The sequence below is a fragment of the Oceanobacillus kimchii X50 genome (genome assembly GCF_000340475.1).
GTDB classification, from domain to species: domain Bacteria; phylum Bacillota; class Bacilli; order Bacillales; family Amphibacillaceae; genus Oceanobacillus; species Oceanobacillus kimchii.
The window spans coordinates 2,977,666-2,996,465 of record NZ_CM001792.1; the positions used below are offsets into that span (position 1 = coordinate 2,977,666).

14 protein-coding genes are annotated in these 18,800 nt (G+C 36.8%); 1 reads left to right on the plus strand and 13 read right to left on the minus strand.

Annotated features, from left to right (window positions below):
• Positions 1 to 25: 25 nt before the first annotated feature.
• Positions 26 to 3,196, minus strand: coding sequence for a beta-galactosidase, LacZ type (gene lacZ / locus C794_RS15410; protein ID WP_017798056.1), 3,171 nt, complete (start codon positions 3,194 to 3,196; stop codon positions 26 to 28).
• Between the two features lie 368 nt (positions 3,197 to 3,564).
• Between lacZ and C794_RS15415 the strand changes: the two genes are divergently transcribed.
• A complete protein-coding gene (locus C794_RS15415) occupies positions 3,565 to 4,599 on the plus strand; it encodes a hypothetical protein (protein WP_017798057.1) in 1,035 nt (344 codons plus the stop codon).
• Positions 4,600 to 4,729: 130 nt separating this feature from the next.
• Here C794_RS15415 and C794_RS15420 read toward each other — a convergent pair whose 3' ends face one another.
• From C794_RS15420 to C794_RS15475, 12 genes are all read right to left on the minus strand, one after another.
• Positions 4,730 to 6,046, minus strand: coding sequence for a hypothetical protein (locus tag C794_RS15420; protein WP_017798058.1), 1,317 nt, complete (start codon positions 6,044 to 6,046; stop codon positions 4,730 to 4,732).
• 290 nt (positions 6,047 to 6,336) lie between these two features.
• Complete coding sequence (gene gudD / locus C794_RS15425) at positions 6,337 to 7,701, minus strand: glucarate dehydratase (protein ID WP_017798059.1); 1,365 nt, start codon at positions 7,699 to 7,701, stop codon at positions 6,337 to 6,339.
• Between the two features lie 105 nt (positions 7,702 to 7,806).
• Positions 7,807 to 8,805 (minus strand): tripartite tricarboxylate transporter substrate binding protein, encoded by a 999-nt coding sequence (locus tag C794_RS15430; RefSeq protein ID WP_017798060.1) that lies wholly within the window; start codon positions 8,803 to 8,805, stop codon positions 7,807 to 7,809.
• A 29-nt stretch (positions 8,806 to 8,834) separates the two neighbouring features.
• Positions 8,835 to 10,352: a tripartite tricarboxylate transporter permease gene (locus tag C794_RS15435; RefSeq protein WP_017798061.1), complete on the minus strand. Its 1,518-nt coding sequence runs from the start codon at positions 10,350 to 10,352 to the stop codon at positions 8,835 to 8,837.
• 11 nt (positions 10,353 to 10,363) lie between these two features.
• Positions 10,364 to 10,861, minus strand: a complete 498-nt coding sequence (locus C794_RS15440; protein WP_017798062.1) for a tripartite tricarboxylate transporter TctB family protein — start codon at positions 10,859 to 10,861, stop codon at positions 10,364 to 10,366.
• A gap of 282 nt (positions 10,862 to 11,143) precedes the next feature.
• Entirely contained in the window at positions 11,144 to 12,604 is a 1,461-nt protein-coding gene (gene gucD / locus C794_RS15445; RefSeq protein ID WP_017798063.1) for an alpha-ketoglutaric semialdehyde dehydrogenase GucD, read from the minus strand.
• 28 nt (positions 12,605 to 12,632) lie between these two features.
• The gene (kdgD, locus tag C794_RS15450) at positions 12,633 to 13,559 is read right to left on the minus strand and encodes a 5-dehydro-4-deoxyglucarate dehydratase (protein ID WP_017798064.1); all 927 of its coding nucleotides are present in this window, start codon (positions 13,557 to 13,559) and stop codon (positions 12,633 to 12,635) included.
• A gap of 12 nt (positions 13,560 to 13,571) precedes the next feature.
• The gene (locus tag C794_RS15455; RefSeq protein WP_017798065.1) at positions 13,572 to 14,276 is read right to left on the minus strand and encodes a FadR/GntR family transcriptional regulator; all 705 of its coding nucleotides are present in this window, start codon (positions 14,274 to 14,276) and stop codon (positions 13,572 to 13,574) included.
• Positions 14,277 to 14,446: 170 nt separating this feature from the next.
• On the minus strand, positions 14,447 to 15,622 hold the full coding sequence (locus C794_RS15460) for a mandelate racemase/muconate lactonizing enzyme family protein (RefSeq protein WP_026133825.1): 1,176 nt from the start codon (positions 15,620 to 15,622) through the stop codon (positions 14,447 to 14,449).
• Positions 15,623 to 15,649: 27 nt separating this feature from the next.
• Complete coding sequence (locus C794_RS15465) at positions 15,650 to 16,609, minus strand: hydroxyacid dehydrogenase (protein WP_017798067.1); 960 nt, start codon at positions 16,607 to 16,609, stop codon at positions 15,650 to 15,652.
• Between the two features lie 6 nt (positions 16,610 to 16,615).
• Complete coding sequence (locus C794_RS15470) at positions 16,616 to 17,530, minus strand: dihydrodipicolinate synthase family protein (protein ID WP_017798068.1); 915 nt, start codon at positions 17,528 to 17,530, stop codon at positions 16,616 to 16,618.
• A gap of 73 nt (positions 17,531 to 17,603) precedes the next feature.
• Positions 17,604 to 18,674: an Ldh family oxidoreductase gene (locus C794_RS15475; protein WP_017798069.1), complete on the minus strand. Its 1,071-nt coding sequence runs from the start codon at positions 18,672 to 18,674 to the stop codon at positions 17,604 to 17,606.
• Positions 18,675 to 18,800 lie beyond the last annotated feature (126 nt).

Genomic DNA, 18,800 nt, shown 5'->3' on the forward strand with positions numbered 1-18,800 from the left:
TTTTGTCCCAACCTCTACTTGCTATCTAAAGCGATGTTACATCAATACACTTATATAAATTTAGTGGAGAAAATTGGTTTTTTGAATAGCCTTTTAAACTCAATGAAAAATGAAAATCATCGTTTTTCAATTGGTACTTATCCAATACACCTGGACCACAACTAGCTGAACCTAGCCCTTGTTGTTGATGGTCTAGGTTTAATACAATGAAATCTTCTTCTACTAAATCGGTAGTATGGCGAGCTTCTTGAATATTTTCAGTTGTATAATGATGCGCGCTAAAATTAAAGGCATCCCCTGCAATAAAAAAGCCGACCCCATTATTATCTGTTAACGATGCCCAAGTCACTTCAGATCGATTTCCATTTTCTTGTGGCACCACATAAGGCGTATACAATTCTTCCACTGTTTTGGACCAAATTCCAAAACGATTCGCTAATTTACTATCGACATAAGATTCACCAGGGCCGCGACCGTACCAATCGACAAGGTTATATCGTTTATCCAGATTCAGTTGTAGACCAATACGCGGTAAAGTCTCTGAAGCTTCCCCTACCTTTATTCCTGAGACATCAATATTCACCGTACCATCATTAAATACGTTATACGTAATCTTGGTATCAAATCCCCAACTAAATGCTGGAGGAGAAACTTTGCTACTGACGGTGATAGTAACAAAATCTTTTGCTTTGGATACTTCGTAATCAATTGAATTAAGCCTATGCTGCATCATATGAAGTCCATGATTTTTCCAATTTTTCTCTTCAATTGTCGATCCGAATTCATCTGAACCTAATTGATCATTATCTGTCGTTGCCCGCCAGAAGTTTAGTTTTGGTCCTTTTTCTAACATTTCATGGCCAGCCACTTGCCAGGAATCTAAGACTCCCGTACTTTTATTAAAAGTAATTTGAAAATGGTCACCCATCACAGTAATCGCACGACTTGATTCATCTGCTTCCACACGTAATACGCCATTACCTGTTAATTTACCTACTTCTTGCACGTCTTTTTCCTGAACAGGAAGTAAAAACTGTTGCCAAGCAACCTCATGACCAGCTTTTGCCCATTTCGTATCTTCCTTCTGGTTGAACTGGATGTTCAGCCAATAATCCGTTCTATCTTTAATGAGAGCAGGTAATGTATACGGAATCTCTACCTCTTTCATATCTCCAGCTTCAATCACTGGAAGTTCAATCGACCCAGAATCAATAATCGTATTATCTGCAACTAGTGACCAAGTAGCTGATAGATGATTTAAATTAAGGAAGTTGTAGCGATTCGTAATATGGACAATCCCATCTTTCAGATTACCCGGCTCTACTAGTACAGGTTCAATCACTTTCTTATACTCTATTAATGCAGGAGAAGGAGTTCCATCTGGCATTACCATTCCATCGATTACAAAGTTAGAGTCGTGCGGTATTTCACCAAAATCTCCACCATAGGCAAAATATTCTTCGCCATCATCATTTGTTTGACGAATTCCATGGTCTAACCATTCCCAAACAAAACCTCCCTGCAAACGATCATACTTATAAAATAAATCGAAATACTCTTTGAAACCTCCCGGCCCATTCCCCATTGCATGCGCAAATTCACATAATATATGAGGTTGTTCTAAGTCTCTCCGCTCACCTAACTTTTGCATAATTTCCACAGAAGTATACATCGTGGAAAACATGTCTGCTGCTACATGCAATTCATTTGGTTTATTATTTGTTTTATCCAATATGTGACGCGATTCCCCCTCATAATGAACGAGTCTGGTCGGGTCTTTTTCCTTCGTCCATTTATACATGGCTTCTTGGTTACGCCCAAAGCCAGATTCATTTCCTAAAGACCAAATAATGACAGAAGGATGATTCTTATCCCTCTCCACCATCCGCTTCATCCGATCTACATAAGCTTCTTGCCAACTTGGGTTGTCACTTATCGGATGTTCGTACCCCGAAAACCCAAAACCATGACACTCAATATCTGTTTCATCAATCACATATAATCCATATTCATTACATAAATCATAGAACTTCGGATCATCTGGATAATGCGACGTTCGCACTGCGTTAATATTATTCTGCTTCATTAATTGAATGTCTTTTTCCATCCACTCTATCGGAACAGCCCTTCCTAAATCAGGATGATGTTCATGACGATTAACTCCTTTAAATAGTACTGGCACTCCATTTACCTGAATCAGACCATCTTTTAATTCCACTGATCTAAATCCGACTTTCACAGGAATTGTTTCTATGACGCTACCATTTTCATCTTTCAACGTAATCAGTAAATGATAGAGATAGGGTATCTCTGCAGACCATTTTTTAGGAGAAGTAACATTCATTTTCAAAGAAACGTTACTCACTTCTTTTCCATTAACATTCACATCAATAGCCGTTGTTTTTATAACTTGATAAGTATTATCTAACAACTCTAATTCAATATTATAGGCACCTGTGTTCTTAGATGATGAATGAATAATCGCATCCACATCAAGTTCTGCATCGTCGTAATTCTTATCTAAGATTGTCTTCACAAAAAAGTCATGTACATGTACGTTTGGTTTTGTAGTTAAATACACATCTCTGAAAATACCACTCAACCACCACATATCCTGATCCTCAATATAACTTCCTACGGACCACTGATATACACGTACGGAAATCGTATTTTTCCCTTCATGCACGTAGGCACCTATATCAAATTCAGACGGCAATCTACTCCCAGTGCTATAGCCGACAAATTCACCATTTATCCATACATGAAAAGCACTATCTACTCCTTCAAAACGTAAAATTATCTGATCATCTAACATCTCTTTTGAAATATGAAAGTCTCTTCGATAAGACCCGGTTGGATTTTCTGAAGGAATATGTGGTGGATCAACTGGAAAAGGATACTGCACGTTCGTATAATGTGGCTTTCCATAACCATTCATTTGCCAGTTGGAAGGAACGTATAAATCATCCCATTCGTCAACGTTATAATCGTTTGTATAAAAATTTTGAGGAGCTAATTCTGGACTTTCTGCATAATGAAATTTCCAATTTCCGTTTAATAGTAAAAATCCATTGGAATGACCACGCTCATAACTTAGAGCATCCACTTTGTTACTATATGACATAAAATAGGAATGTTCTTTAAGGCGACTCTTTTCTAATACCGACAAAGACTTGTAATCTCTCTTTTGTGACATATAAATAAACCTCCCGAGTTGAATCAATTTGTAAAACCTTATCAAATGCTTACAAAATAACCTTTTCATACCTCCTATGTTAAGTTTAATTGTATATTCTCGTAATCTTATATTACCTTAATGTATCATTAATCTTTATTAATTAACTTAATTAAGATAATGTTATAGTTATCTTAACGAATATAGAATCATTTATCAATACTAAATTTTTAGAATAGAATAATATTTAACCATTACATTCACCCAAAACGAAGAATAGGCATAAGTTATATAAAATGAGACTTCCATCAGTGTGGTGATACAGACGGTTGTTCTCTAGATAAAAATAACCAAGTACCTATAACTTATTACAAAAAGGAAGTGTCTCGATGAAAAAGTATTACTATGTAACGGCAAACACTGCAAAGGGATTTTTAAACTTACTTCCCTCCAATATAAAGCGCCTCCATCAAGTCATTGGATTAAAACATCCTTCTCAAAAGATAAAAACAAAAATTCTAAAAAACTTAATCTCAAAATATGAATCTACTAATGAAGTGGAAGTATTAAAAAGTGCATTAGGTGATAGTTACTTGGATGGTGTTGTTATTCGTAAAAAAGGCATTGCTTTTTTAAATGATTGCATTCTACCAGATGATAGAAACGGGATAGTCGAACTAGATTTAAGTCCATTTACACAACACAATCCGATAAAAAATAAGGAGCAAGTAGAAAAATTCAACCATCATACTGAAAAAGCATATAAAAATCTAGAAACAGGTTTACGAGTTCATGATGACCTGGAAGAGATCTATATTAAAGAAATGAATTTTGAACGAGCGGATGAAATAACCGAGGGATTTATTCAAGAAAGATTAAAAGGGCAACTAAATAAAAATCGAAATGCACATGAATATCATCGCCTTTTTGGTACCACGACTGTGGATGGCCCTGTCAATGTCATCCCCCATATTACGGAAAAACTTTCTCGCGTTTTTTATGTAAAAGGGCGGGCTGGCACAGGCAAGTCTACATTTATGAAAAAAGTAGCAAGTGCTTGTATAGAATATGGTTATGATACGGAAATTTATCATTGTAGTTTCGATCCTAATAGTATTGATATGGTATTAGTTCCCGATTTACAATTTGGTCTCTTTGATAGCACGGACCCTCATGAATTTTTCCCAACCAGGGAAGGGGAGGAAAACATTGATTTATACGAAGAAGCAGTCACTCCTGGAACAGATGAAAAATATGCTGATGAAATTAACAAAGTAAATGACCACTACAAATCCTTTATGAAAAAAGGTGTTGTAGAGCTGAGAAAGGCTGGAGCATATTTGGAAGAATTGGAACAACAGTATTCATGCACCGAAAAAGAGCAAAAAGAAATCCTCAAATTTATCGGACATCAGATCCAGTAATTTGAATTTAAAGATAGGAATATTTAATTCAACATCAATGTTATCGCTACAACTGACTATAAAGTTTATGATATTATGCCATAAAAGGAGCAGGGTGCGTATAACATCCTGCTCCTTTATTTATATCCTCTTAAGGTATAACATAAAACTTAAGTTGTCGCTCGCCCCTTGTTTCATCTGATTGAAATAATACGACGCTTTCTCCGTCAACAACTGGACCAAAAGCCTCTCCTGCTCCTATAGCATAATTTTCTAACATTTCACCTGTTTTTCCGTCTATAACCGTAAAGGTGGTTTCAGGTCCTGGTGTTGTCCCCCATATCGATGTTCGTATATAGACCTTTCCATTATTGTAAACCACTTGGAAATCGTCCGTAACCGTTTCATCTAATTCTTGAACTAACCCTTCTCCTATCAATACAGTCCAGAGTGCGTTTGCATTATCCTTGTCATACGCTAAAACACCGTACTTCGTTTTAACATAAATATTGTCATTATCCATGCCAAGCTCCAATTCCCCATATTCACTAGAGGAATTTACTTCAGGTGTTGTAAACAACTTTTCTCCTTCATCCGTTTCTTGATTAAATCGATAAACATTATAAATTGGATTCTCAAGCTCAAACAACGCTTCTTCATCTGTTTCTAATACATAAAAAGATTCACCATCAACAACAATATCTTCAAAATACCCCTCAACTTCATAACGCTTCTCACCATTTGACAGATCATATACCGCAAGGCCTTCATCACCAAGCAGAACGATTGAATTATCAGTTGCTTGTATATTAATCACATTAAAATTCACGTCAGGCTCAATTTCCCACAGATTTTCATCATTATTTATATCATAGGCAAAAAAGTTAGCATTCTCAGCTATGTAAAGTATACGGTCTTTCTCGACAATATGAGATGTTTCATCTACTGTCATAAACACTTGTTTTTCCCCAGTTTCTGTATTTACTTCTACAATCTGGCTTTCTTCTGGATTTTCTTCCTCGTTGTTTATGGAATAGAAATATTTGTCATATAAATAAGTCCATGCTCCAATTTCATTTGACTGATTAGGATTGCCAATTCCATCTAAATCATAAGCACTCATCGATCCATTCAAATAATCATAAAAGTAGTTTTGCCAGTTTCCTCCTAAAATAAATATACCGTCATTTGCGAAAGTCAGAAAACTATTCGGTGTTTCAGGAAGGTTCCCCTCTTCTACAGGAATTATTTTATTACCAGATTCTTCAAAATTGGATGTTTCCCAATCCAATAAGTTTTCTTGTATTACCTCGTTCTTATCAGAGTCTTCCTCACCGGCCGTTTCTTCAGTAGATTTATCTTTAGAATTTGCCCCTATGTGCTCGGAGGACTCTTCATCGCCACATGCAGCGAGTCCAACTACTAATAAAAATAAAACTCCTACAAAAAATAATTTCATCTTCTTCAAAAATTCCATCTCCCTTTCATAAACTATAGCACTACTGTATACGTAAAAACTATGAAAAGGTTTCACTGCAGAATCACACTTTCTCCATCAGTTATCCTCCTAATTATTTCATTCGTTCGCAAAAACAATATCAGTTTTTATCCTGTCCTTTACTAGGGACTCTTTCTTTCATATATTCGTATAAATGAAGTGTTAGGCAAAACTACTTTATCCCATCATAAAATAAAAATTATAGCCAGGATATTCCTAAACCACAATAAAAAACTAAGAAGAAATTCACTTCTTAGTTTTTAACGAATTAATGCTGGTTTTTTACTGTCAAACTTCCACCCCGAAATAAGATACTGCATAGCTTCGGCGTCATCCCTTGCACCTAAGCTATTTTCAACATATAACTTATGGGCTTTATCCACTTTCTCCATATCAAGTTCAATTCCTAATCCCGGTTTTATAGGAACTTTTACTTTACCTCCCTTAATCTGGAATGGGTCTTTGGTTAAACCTTGGCCATCTTGCCATATCCAGTGTGTATCAATAGCCGTGATATTACCTGGCGCTGCTGCAGCTACATGTGTAAACATGGCAAGCGAGATATCAAAATGATTATTCGAATGTGAACCCCAAGTTAATCCCCATTCATAGCATAATTGTGCGACACGAACAGATCCTTGCATCGTCCAGAAATGTGGATCAGCTAAAGGAATATCTACGGCATGTAATTGAATAGCATGCCCCATTTGTCGCCAATCGGTCGCAATCATATTGGTTGCAGTCGCCAGTCCAGTTGCTTTACGAAACTCTGCCATCACTTCTCTAGCAGAATAGCTACCCTCTGCACCGCATGGATCCTCGGCATATGCCAAAATATCATGCTTATCTTTGCAGAGGCGAATTGCATCTTTTAGCAGCCACCCTCCATTTGGATCAAGTGTGATTCTGGAATCAGGAAACCTTTCTTTTAATGCAATAATTGCTTCCATTTCTTCTTCGCCCCGAAGCACACCTCCTTTAAGTTTAAAATCCTTAAAACCATACTTTTCATGTGCAGCTTCTGCTAATCGCACGATCGCCTCTGGAGTCAATGCCTCTTCATGACGTAATCGGAACCATTCATCCCGAGCATTTTCATCACTATCATATGGTAAATCTGTTTTATTACGGTCACCGACATAGAATAGATAACCTAACATTTCTACTTCATCTCTTTGTCTTCCTTCACCCAATAATGCAGCAACAGGAACTTCGAGGAACTTACCAACTAAATCAAGCAGTGAACTTTCCAATGCAGTAATAGCATGAATTGTGGTTCGTAAATCAAATGTTTGGTTACCTCGCCCACCTTGATCTCGATTACCGAACTTTATTCTTATTTCATTTAATATGTCTTTATATTCTCCTATCTTTCTTTGTAGAATTAGACTTTTCGTGTCCTCAAGAGTTTGTCTTATCGGCTCTCCACCTGGCACTTCACCCACGCCAATATTTCCAGTACTATCTTTGAGAATCACGATATTTCTTGTAAAAAAAGCATTATGGGCACCACTTAAATTAAGGAGCATACTATCTTTTCCAGCAACAGGTATAACACTCATCTTTTGAATGATTGGGGTATGTACTCCAATATTTGTATCTTCATTTATCGTTTGCTGCCCCATCCTTCTACCTCCTCCATTTATTTATCGATTTTACATATCTTTGTAAATACATATTCCAACGTAACAAGAGGACTGCCATGCGAACATGACGGTCCGCACTAATTATTATTCATTACTATTTTCATGTAGAGCTTTATACTCTTCTGTCAATGATTCAAAATGACATTGTAAATCCTCTGGGGACATATAATCAGCATTTACAAGATGTGGGTCTAGTTCAGCTTTAAAATCAGGATTATTTGCTACATTTTCTAAAGCACTAGAAAATTTTTCTACAACCTCTTCAGGTGTGTCTTTAGGAAATGCCCAAAAGAAGAATTTATCAAATGAAACATCAACGCCTTCTTCTTTAAATGTTGGAACATCTGGTGCATTTTCTAATCGTTCTTCTGCCATGATACCTAATGCTTTAAAGTCCCCTGATTTAATGTATTCCTGTACTAACCCTAGTTGTGTTGGAACTATATCAATTTGTTTCCCTAGTAACGCTTTTACCTTTTCCGCTGCTCCACCAACATCTACAATATTAAACTGTGTACCAGTCGCCTCTTGGAACGCAAGTAATTGCAGATGTGTAAACGCACCTGTTTCTGTTGCGATAGAGATTTCACCAGGGTTCTCCTTAGCTGCTTCTATAAGTGACTCTAGATCTGTGTATTCTGATTCAGCATGTACAATGAAGGCATTACCTAAATCTTGAATAGAAGCCCCTGCCAATTCATAATCCTCATAACTAAAATCAGCTAATTCTAGTAAGCTATTAATTATCAGAGAGTTATGAAAAGCTAAAACCGTATATCCGTCTGAATTCTCATCCAATACTTGTTTTGTTCCTACCGTACCACCTGCTCCATTAACATTAGAGACAACCACGTCGGTTCCTAATTCTTCACTTAAATATTCAGCTGTAATGCGTGTGTTTCTATCTGTATCTCCACCTGCTCCGGCTGGTACTACCACTTGAATTGGCTTATTTGGGTAGTCTTTAGAACTACTGTCTGCTCCAGCTTCACCAGTTTCGTTATTTGAATTACAAGCTGCCATCACCAAAATAACAAGTAGCAAAAATCCCACCATTACCAATTTTCTGATATTATTTTTCATAAAAATCCTCCTTCTTATTCTTTTTATAATTAACTTACTAGACTGTTTGAATCTTCCTCTTTTTTCGATTTGTACATTTTATAGACACTAAAGATAACAGACAATGCTGAAATTATTAGGAATGTTGCAGCTATCGGTGAAGTTAAGAATGGTATAAAGTCACCTCCGGTTAACTGTAATCCCCTTCTAAGATTGACTTCTAATATAGGACCTAAAATAAAACCTAAGATAAGAGGAGTAAGTGGAAATTTTGCTTTTATCATCATGTAGCCGATAATCCCAAAGAATAGGAGCGCATAAGCATCGAATAGGCGATTATTTACACCAAAAGCTCCAACTACACAAAGTGCAATGATAACAGGATATAGATAATGCCTAGGTATACTCAATAATCGAACAAACCCTCTCATACCTGCGTATAAGAAAATCAACATAAAAATATTCGCTATAATTAATGCAGCAAATATCCCATATACAATCGGGCCATTTTGTTCAAATAGTAGTGGTCCAGGTTGCAAACCATGTATAACGAGCCCACCAAGTAACATAGCAGTAACTGTATCACCCGGGATTCCAAGTGAAATTAAGGGGACAAGCGCACCACCAACTGCAGCATTATTTGCAGTTTCTGAAGCAACCACACCATCATCTATACCTTTCCCGTATTCTTCTGGGTTTTTGGATTGTCTTTTTGCGGTAACATAGGCGATGATATTTGCAGTTCCTCCACCGATACCAGGCAAAATACCGATCCCTACACCAATAAATGCAGATCGTATGAAATTCCAAGCTTGTTTTATAAAAGTGATTGGAGAAAATCCTAAGCCTTTAATCTTGTAATTTTGAATCTTATCTTGATTTATTTTGCTCTTCTTTCGTTCTTCAATTACTTTTAACATTTCTGAAATGGCAAAAAGCCCGATTAATACTGGAAGTAAATTAAAACCTGCATCCAGCGCCTCTAATCCAAAAGTATATCTTGGAAAAGAATCAATTGGCGCAGCTCCTACAAAAGCAAATGTAAGACCTAATAAAGCACTTATTAGCCCCTTTACTAGTGATCCCTCTGACAAACTAGAAATTAGAGTTAAAGCGAAAATTGTTATCGCAAAGTATTCAAATGGCCCAAAGTTAAGTGCAAATTTTGCTAGTGGTGGTGATACTAAAACAAGAATAATAATACTTAATAAACCACCTAGAAAAGAAAACATGATAGATAGCCCAAATGCTCTACCAGCTAACCCTTTTTGAGCCATCGGATAACCATCAAAAGTTGTGGAAATGGAAGAAGGTGTTCCTGGAAGTTTCAGCAAAATGGCAGGGATCATTCCCCCAGAAACCCCTCCTATGTATAATCCCATTAATAACGCCATGCCATTACTAGGGCCCATCCCAAATGAAATTGGTAAACAAATAGCAACTGCCATAGTTGCTGTTAATCCAGGAATAGAACCAAAGATAAGCCCTAAAATGACTCCACCCATGATAATTAATATCGATTCAAACGAAAACATAAGTGAAAAACCTTCTACGATCGTTTCAAACATACAAACACCTCCTATCCTAAAATTCCTGCTGGCAGCATAAGAAAGAATACATTCTTAAATACCCAATAAACAGATACAGACACGATAATTGATACAATAGCAAACTTTATAGGGCTTCTCTTTTCAGGCATTGAGATTAAATAAATCTGAATAAATAGATACCCTGCAGTTGAAAGCAGAAATCCTAAAACCGGAATAAGGACCAGATAAACCGCTATTAGTACTAGTGAGATGAGAACTAGTGTATAATCAAGTTTCTCCTTCACTTCCTTTTGTTTACCTGTCACTTCTTCTTTTAATTTCTTCTCTTTTCTCCATTTAGTTAAAGCGCTTACAAACAAAATGCCACTAAGAATAAACAATGCAATAGCAACAACTTGAGGTAAAAAATCTGATCCAATTTTCGACGCCGATATTTGCTTAAAAGACAATGTAGAAGTATATAGTACTATGGATAGTACGATTAAGAATAAAGCAGAGTACAGGTCCACTAGCTTATTTTCATGCAATTTTATCTCATCCCTTCAATAATTCTAAAGATAACAGAGCTTAGACAAATAGATTTGCAAAAGAGAATTACAAGTGAATGGTTTTTTAAAACCGCTTTAGAAATATACTTCGATGATAAGGACGAATGGTAAGCCTCCGGACATCCTCATTCATTAGGGGCTCACCAAGACATCCTCCCACCGATCTACTTACATTTCTAATACTTTATCCAGTTATCGGTTAACATTCCTCATCCTGAGTCAACCACTTGTTATGTTGTTATGTCAGAGCCCCCTAAAAAATTATTTAATAAACACTGTCTTAATCGAAGTGAAAAACTCTATAGCTGCTTTACCTTGTTCTCTTGAGTGAGAACTAGAGCTTTTCATTCCGCCAAACGGTGCCTGTAATTCCACTCCTGCTGTTTCTGCATTCACTCTGACTAAGCCTACCTCAATGTCATCGATGAAAGTTAACATCTTTCTAATATTTTCCGTGAAAACTGCAGCACTTAATCCGTATTCTGTATCATTTGCTAATTTCATAGCTTCTTCAAAAGTTTCTACTTTAATGAGAGCAAGTACTGGCCCAAAGATTTCTTCTTGGGCTATCGTCATATCATTTGTAACGTCTTCAAACACTGTTGGTTCAACAAAGTTACCATCCTTATGTTCGGCATCTGTTAGACGATTCCCACCAGTTAACAAGGTAGCCCCTTCTTCTTTTCCTTTTTTGATATAGTGGAGTACCGTTTCCAGTTGCGATTCGCTTACACTCGGCCCCATCCAATTTCCATCTTCTAACCCATTACCAACCGTTAAAGCTTGAATTTGCGTTAGTAATTTTTCTTTAAAGGCATCATATACCGAACTTTGAACGATTACACGACTTGTTGCCGTGCATTTTTGACCAGTGGAGCTTAAACCACCACTGATAGTAGCCTGAACAGCTAAATCTAGATCTGCATCGTCCGCTACAATAACAGGGTTCTTCCCACCCATTTCAAGCTGATATTTTGCTCCTCTAGCTAGAGCAGTCTGTCCAATATGTTTTCCTGTTTGGTCTGATCCGGTAAAGGTAACGCCGTTTACGTCAGGATGCTCTGCAATTCTATTTCCAACAATGGAGCCTGAACCAGTCACCATATTGATAACTCCATTAGGAAGCTCTGCTTCAGCAAAACATTCCATTACTTTAGCTGCAGTAGCTGCTGCCTCTGTTGCCGGCTTAATTACAACTGTATTTCCATAAATTAGGGCCGGAGCTATTTTCCAAATTGGAATAGCTACTGGGAAGTTCCACGGTGTAATTACTCCAACTACACCTAAAGGAGTTCGTGTAGTATACATAATCCCGTTACTATCTGTAGAAGGAATGACATCCCCGACTTCTCTTAATCCTTCTCCGGCATAGTAACGAAGAATAGCTACGCCTCTAGCCGTTTCACCTTTAGCTTCCGGCAAAGTTTTACCCATTTCTCTTGTTAATGTCTCTGCCACCTCATCCAGACGATTTTCTAAAATATTTGCAACCTTATAAAGATAGTTTCCTCTTTCATTTCCAGATAATTTCCTCCAACTTTCTTTTGCTGCTTTTGCAGATGTAATAGCCTCATTTACATCATCGATTGTCGACCGTTGAATGATTCCTACAACATCATTTCTATCTGCAGGATTAAGGACTTCCTTCGTTTCTCCGCTCTTAGATGACTTCCATCTCCCATTTATAAAATTCAAGTATGACTGTTCATCCGTTTTTAACATATCTATCTTCCTTTCTATATTGGATTTATTAAAGGCTTTTTGTTAGATTAGAAGGGTATTTAATTAATGCTTTCTTTAGGATTTCCTCCAGTTGTGCATAATGCTCTTTCTTTACAGGTGTTACAGGTGGTCGCACATTATTACTGTTTATAGGTAAACCAACAATTTCCATGCCTGCCTTTATCAAGGAAATGGCATATCCTTTCCCTTGTCTTCGAATTCGATTAATAGGGAGAATGACTTCTTGGTAAATTTCATTAACCGTTGTTTCATCCCCCTCCAGTAATGCATCGTAAAATTTTCTTGAAATATGAGGGATATAGTTGGAAATAGCTGATGAATAGGAATCAAATCCTAATGGAATATAAGCAGGCATAGTCACTTCTGCCATTGGCATTCCGTTTAACCAACCAATTTTGTTACCAATACTTTGTGTGAATTCAATAATATGTTCCATACTTCCATGTCCATCTTTAAAACCTACTATTTGTGGTATTTCAACTAATTTTTCTACAGTGTCCAAATTCATAACGACATTATCTCGTTGATAGACAATAGCATTTAAATCCGTAGATGTAGCAATGGAATGTACATACTGATAAATACCTTCTTGCTCCCCATTAATAAGGTAAGCTGGCATAATTAAATACCCATCCACACCATGTTTTTCAGAGATTTTAGCTTTGTATACTGCATCACTAAGATTGCCTCCGACACCTGTGTATACAGGTACCTGTCCTTTTACCGTCGATGTAGCAACTTCAATGATAGACTCATATTCCCCATTCTCAAGTGAATGGTATTCGCCAGCACCACATGCTACAAAAATTGCCTCCAACCCTGAGTCAAGTAAATACTTTATATTCTCCGATAATGCTAATTCATCTATATTCCCTTGGTTATCAAACGGCGTCACAGGAAATCCTAATATTCCAGTTGGAGCTTTTCTCTTCATAAAAATCCTCCTCTAGTTTTCTTCATTATTTATTTTTCCTAACTTCACACGCTTTCGCACATGATCAAGATGGATATACATGGCACGGTGTGCTTCGAATGGGTCTCTATCTTTAAGTGCTTCAAAGATTGCTTGATGCTGTTGAATGGTAATATCTATGTTTCGATGTTCCTTGGAAATGGTGTAATACATTTTGTAGAAAAAATCCATTAATGGTTCAATAATTCCAGAAGTTACATTGTTCATCACAGAGGAAGTAATTATATTGTGAAATTCTTTATCCATCTCATCATAATTTCCAATATTATTACTCATGTTATAGATGGTGGTCTCAAGTCTTTGTAACTCTTCCTCTGTTATTTTTTCCGCTGCCAGTGTTACAAATCCAAGTTCCTGCGTCATTCTAGTCTCAATAATCGTTTCAATATCATCGGATGATAACGCTAACATAAGGCGGAATGGTCGAGTACCAATTTTATCTGAAATATATGTGCCCTCTCTCGATTTTCTTTTGAGTATACCTAATGTCTCCAGAGCACTTAACGCCTCTCTAAGAACTGCCCTACTCACATAAAGCATTTCCATCAATTCATATTCTGAGGGTAACTTATCACCTGGTTTAATTTTTCCATCAATCAAAAGTTTGATAATTTCATCCATCACCAGACTTGAAAGCGTATTCTTTTTAATTGACTTTAATTTAATATCTCTACTCACTAACTCGTCTCCTATCCTAAATTCTTACGGATAGTATATAATATTGTGTATTTTCAGTCAAATATATTCTTCATTTGTCGGACAAATAAAAAATAAAATATCACATGGAACAAACTGCTACTAATCTACATAACAATTATTCCATCGATTGACTTTCTTCTCTATACTGTTTAAGATGTTGTATCAGCTGTACGGTCTTGAAGTTGATGCACTGACACATTATCCCAACTCAAATCTGGCACTTGATATTTTGCTAACAATGATTCATCAAGTTCGATGCCAAGTCCTTTTACAGTTCGGTCTGGAGCATAAAGATACCCATCTTTATACGTAACTCTATTTTGAACTACATCTCCTACATAAAGCTCGGGACCAGTAGGATCAGACGTATGATTTATATTTGTTAAAGAGCATCCTAGATGAGCCATGGCTGCCGTTCCAACTGATAATTCTTGGGTGGTTCCTAAAACTATATCTTTACTTGCTACTTCTGCTGCATACGCTGCTTTTTTAGCAGATGTGAGTCCACCAATAAATACAGGGGAAATATTAAAGATATCAATGGCATCTTTTTTTATCATTTCTTGTTGCTGTTTAAAACTCCAGACATGTTCACTGATTGGATAGTCTGTTTTTAGTCTCAGTTGATACAAACCATCAAAGTCATTCCTTGGTGCTGGACTCTCTATCATTTCTAATCCCAGATCATATTTGGTTAGACGTTTGATTGCGCGATGAGCATCTTTCCAATTTAGTAGATGACTAAAATCATAGGATTTGATACGTACCCTAGAGCCAAATTCTTCTTTCACCCTAGATAAAAATTCCTCATCAGCATCAAGGTTTTTCCCTACATATAAACGAAAAACATCAAAACCTTGATTCAATTTTTGACGAACCACATCAAGATTACTTTCTACTTCCTCTAAGAACCGATGTCTAAAAATCGGATAGCAGACTTTTATTTTTTCTTTGACTCTACCTCCGAGAAAATCCGATACAGAAATATCTAAGTACTTAGCGCATAAATCATGTAATGCATTATCTATCCCGTTTCTTATAAAACTTCCTTTCTCATAGTAATACATCGTTTCCGGGAAGTGATCGGTTAATTCCTTATTAATTTTCATCAGATCAAATGGATTCTTACCTAAAAGAATGGACAAGAGTCCTTGTTTTAAGTCATGAAGATCCACCGAATAAAGGGGTAAGTGGGAGAAATCCGACATTTCACCAATCCCTGTTAACCCTTCGTCTGTATGAATTCTTACAATTACATGTTTATTCACAAACCCTGTATGACGCGGGATTCCGACAGCATGTAATTCCAGATCCGTAATTTTCATCATTTATCATCCTCTCCTATTAAAAAATTATGTTGTCACTGGATGAATTAAGTGTTCTGGGACTTCCCCATTTTTTACTGAAATGATTTCATTTGCAGCATCTATTGCCATTTTTTTAAATGCTTCATGAGTCTGCGCTCCTAAGTGCGGTGTAACAATCACATTCTCCAATTTGAATAAAGGATTCTCTGCTCTTGGTGGCTCCTCTTCAAAAACATCCACGCAAGCTCCCCTGATTTCTCCGTTCATTAAAGCCTCCACTAGCGCTTTTTCATCTACGACACCACCACGAGCCGCATTGATTAATATCGCATCTTTTTTCATCATTTGGAATGAGCCTTTATGGAGAAGATGGTGCGTAGTGCTAACATACGGTACATGTAAAGTAACTACATCGGATATTCGCAATAAATCTTCTAACGATTCTGTTAATTTTGCATATAACTCTACATCTTCCGCTGTCACATAAGGATCAAAGACTACAATATTCATTCCTAATCCTAACCTACATTTTTCAGCAATAAGCCTTCCGATATTTCCGAAACCAATAATCCCGAGCGTTTTCCCATTTAACTCATAACCAAATAGCCGATTGCGAATATCAAAATTACCATGACGTACTGCATCATCAATTGGCAATAAATGTCGCGTGCTTGCTAGCATAAAGGTTAACACAAGTTCTGCCACTGCATTTATATTTGCTGACGGAGTATTGGTTACTTTTATACCGTACTTTGTAGCAGCCTTCACATCAATATTATCCACACCTATCCCGTGCCTTGCAATAATTTTTAAACGGTTAGCATTTTCTAACACCCTGTGGGAATATATTTCCGTTCTAGCAATAATAGCATCAACATCTCTTACATAATTCACAAGTGTAGCTTCATCATAGCTAGGTGGTACAACCATACTAGCACCATTTTCCTCTAGTAACCTAATTCCTTCTTGTGCAATCTTTTGCGGGACTAATACTCGAAATTCCATTCGTTGTCACCTCACCTCTTGCATATTCCAGCTTTTTAATAGCTCCTCTAACTCTAGTCTATCATTTTGTGATAAAGGATTTACCGGTTCCCTTGTTACACCAGCTCTTAGACCTAATTGTTCCATCGCCTCTTTAATTACCACTACGTTATTGCCATTGTTATGTTTCGCTCTTAGGTCTTCAAATGGAACAACTTCTTCCCATATGTCCCATATTTTTTCTTGGTTCCCTTCTTCTAATGCTTGCAGTAACGCAAATGACTTTTGTGGAAAAACGTTGACCAATCCTGAAGTAAAACCTACTGCCCCAGAATGATAGAAAAATGGTGCCCATTTCTCCGCTGTCCCACAAATAAATGCAACATTAGAAGATTTCGGTACACCACGAATAACCTGGGTTACACGTTGAATATCGTTAATTGCGTATTTGATTCCAACCAATTTCTTTAATGGAGCTAACTCTTTAATCACATCATCACTTAAATGAGCATCTTTAAAGTAAATAATGGATGGAGCATCTAATGCCTCAATAATATTCCTATAATATTCTACCGCCCCAGCATCTGTAATATATGGATGAACTGGTTGATGGATCATCACACAATCCGCTCCCGAATCAATTGCAGATTTACCCATTTCTATAGCAGTATCTACTGAATAACCAATACCAGCCACCACCGTTGCTCGACCGTCTACTAATTCTGTTACTCTAGTTGCTACCTGATTTGCTTCCTCTATGGTCAGTGCATAAAATTCACCAGTGTTTCCGTTTGGAACAATAACTTTTATTCCATTTTTAAGAAGAAAGTTGACATTGTCATCCAACCCTTCCCAGTCAATTTCTTTCGTACCTTCCACAAAAGGAACAATATTTATCCCCGAAATCGTTGAGAATCGTTTACTAAATTCTCCATAATCCATATTCGCTTCTCTCCTTTACCTTTTAAATATAATCGGCCGTTAAACTAGCCTAAGCTACTAAACGCATCTCTATCTATTTACTCTGTTTGTTTTGGGATAGATAGTGTTCTAGATCAATCCCATATTTTTCTCCAGTCTTTCTTAATTCGTTGATAATTTCTTGACTTATTGGAATACCATTTTCTTTATACTCTTTTTTACGCTGTGATTCCATATCTCCAGGCATATAAACTTGATCAAATCCTTCACTTGGTTCACTCGAAATAGTCTCTTCAATCTTTTCTGATACATGTTGATAAAAAAGTTCCGGATCCCCGAAATTTTCAATGTTAATCGCACCGAATAAATGCCCTAATTGTTGTGGATATGGGTCATCATATTGTCTCGGGATTCTCTTCCCAAATAATGAACCAGTTAGAACACCACTTAGAATATCAATAATAATTGCTAAGCCAGATCCCTTAGGCCCCATTGGAAGCACAAATCCTTCCCAAGCTTCATCTGCATCCGTTGTTTGTTTCCCATCTTTAGTGATCGCCCAACCTTCTGGGATGGAATCCTTATTTTTCTTGGCAACCATAATTTTCCCTCTGGCAACATTACTAGTTGACATATCCAAAATAATTGGTTTCTGCCCTTCTCCAGCTGGAATCGAAATTGAAATAGGATTTGGACCCAATGAAGGTTCTTTTGCTCCAAAAGGGACCATAATCGGAGATGCATTAGTCATTGAAATTCCGATAAATCCTCTTTCTGCAGCCATTCTCGTATAAAAGGAAGCGGTTCCAAAATGATTCGAATTTGAAACACCTACGAACGAAGTACCGTATTGTGCTGCTTTCTGAATGGCCATATCCATTGCTTTAACCCCAGCAACCTGTCCCCAACCATTGTTCGCATCAAGTAAAGCAGTTGCAAAAGAATCCTGAACTACACTAATATTTGTCTTTCTCTCGATAATCCCCGCTTCCATCCTTTTTAAATATCCCGCTACACGCTGTACACCATGTGAGGTAACCCCACGCAAATCTGCGTCAACCAATGTTTCTGCAATTACTTTCGCTTCTTCATCAGGCAAACTTTGTTTTAAAAGATCACGACAAAAACTTTGCAAGTCCTTTTCCGATATGGTTATGTTACTCATTTATTCCCTCCTATCCTTAAATTGATATCTGATATATCAACTATAAGGTAGTAAGAGAATTATTGTCAAGTTTATTCTGAATTTTTAACAAAAAAACTTCTTCTCGATCACTTTCAATTAATGGAT